This window comes from Brevibacterium sp. S111 (genome assembly GCF_004745075.1).
Classification (GTDB): Bacteria; Actinomycetota; Actinomycetes; order Actinomycetales; family Brevibacteriaceae; genus Brevibacterium.
Genome location: NZ_RHFH01000048.1, coordinates 1 through 1,722, shown reverse-complemented (window position 1 = coordinate 1,722; position 1,722 = coordinate 1). Strand labels below are relative to the sequence as shown.

At 59.9% G+C, this 1,722-nt stretch carries 1 protein-coding gene; it reads left to right on the top strand.

The annotated features are described in order from the left end of the window. The first annotated feature begins 123 nt into the window (after positions 1-123). Positions 124-1,548 (top strand): IS1380 family transposase, encoded by a 1,425-nt coding sequence (locus tag EB836_RS17955; RefSeq protein ID WP_135542801.1) that lies wholly within the window; start codon positions 124-126, stop codon positions 1,546-1,548. Positions 1,549-1,722 lie beyond the last annotated feature (174 nt).

The following is a 1,722-nucleotide window of genomic DNA, read 5'->3' as shown; positions in this document are numbered from 1 at the left end:
CCTTGATCCACCGATGCGGGTAGCTGTTCAAAGCCGCGTGTGAAATGGAAATGCCCCTCCTGAACTGGGAAAATGATGATGTCTAACGTCAACATTCCCGTTCAAGAAAGGGGCACCTCTCAGGTGCTATTCAATCACACACCCACGGCAGCGTCCTACTCCTTCAACGACACGAACCTCGTCAGTCCTACCGGCCTGGTCCCGATCATGCGTCTGGCCCACCAGGCAGGCCTGCTCGACCTCGCCGAGCAGCGTTTGACCGTGACGACGACCGGAGCCGATAAGGGCGCGAACCCGGGCGCGAAACTGTCCACCCTGATCGCGGGCATGGCCGCCGGTGCCGATTCGATCGATGATATGAACATCCTGCGCCACGGCGGCATGAACAGACTCTTCGACCGTGTCTACGCCCCATCGACTTTGGGATCGTTTCTGCGCTCGTTCTCCTTCGGCCACGTCAGACAGCTCGATGCCATCAGCGCCCGTCTTCTGACCGGCTTCGACCAGCACATACGCCTGCTGGCCACCAGTCCGACAACACCGCAGTCGTCAATGGTCTTCGTTGACGTCGACGACACCGTCATCGACGTCCATTCCGCAAGGAAACAAGGAGCCGGATTCGGGTATCAAGGCAGTCGGGGACTCAACGCGCTCTTGGCGACTGCATCGACAAGCACCTCCAGTCAGGTCATCGTCGGTCAGCGTCTCCGGAAGGGCTCTACCTCATCAGCTCGGGGTGCCGACAAGTTCGTCTCTGACGCCCTGGCCACCACTCGACGCATCAATTCCGGTCAGGCCCCGGTGCTGGTGCGTGCTGATTCCGCCTACTACTCGTCGACAATGACCAAAGCCGCCCGCGGTGCTGGGGCCGAGGTGTCGGTGACGGTGCGTATGGACAAGAAGGTCAAAACAGCGATCTCCACCATCGACGATGATGCGTGGACCGGCATCCAGTACCCGGAAGCGATCTTCGACGAAGAGACCAAAACGTGGATCAGCAAGGCTGAAGTCGCTGAAGTCGCCTTTACCGCGTTCACGTCGAAGAAGAAGGCTCTGCAGGTGCCAGGCCGGTTGATCGTGCGACGAGTCCCCGAGCTCAACGAGAAGAAGCGGTCTGCCGGGCAGGACCCGTTATTCGACTTGTACCGATACCACGCCTTCTTCACCACCCTCGATCAGGAGCGCTTCGACACTGTTCTGGCGGACCAGATCCACCGGAAGCACGCAATCATCGAGCAGATCAATGCGGAATTGAAAAACGGTGCACTGGCGCATATGCCCTCAGGGGCCTTCGATGCCAACGCAGCGTGGGTGACGATCGCGGCGATGACTCATAACCTACTGCGGGCAGCTGCTGGGCTCATGGGTGGCCGAATGAGCAAGGCGCGTGCACAAACACTGAGGACGCGTATCATCCTCGTCCCGGCCCGGATTGCCCACCGAGCGAGGAGATTGATCCTGAATCTGCCCAGAGACTGGCCATGGGCCGAGGAATTCGCTCGTTTGTGGCAGGCCGCGTTGAGCCCTCCCCAACGTGCGTTGACATGACCGATCAGCCCGAGCGGGCGTGAAGACCGGGGCCCGGGGAGGAGGCCTACGGGAACTGAAAAGTGGAATCAGACTGGTGAGAGACCGGGACGATGTTCCCTGCCCATTTGTCGACATTTTGCGAGAACCGGATTCACACCACGGCTCCCATACCGATCGGTGGATCAAGGCTTA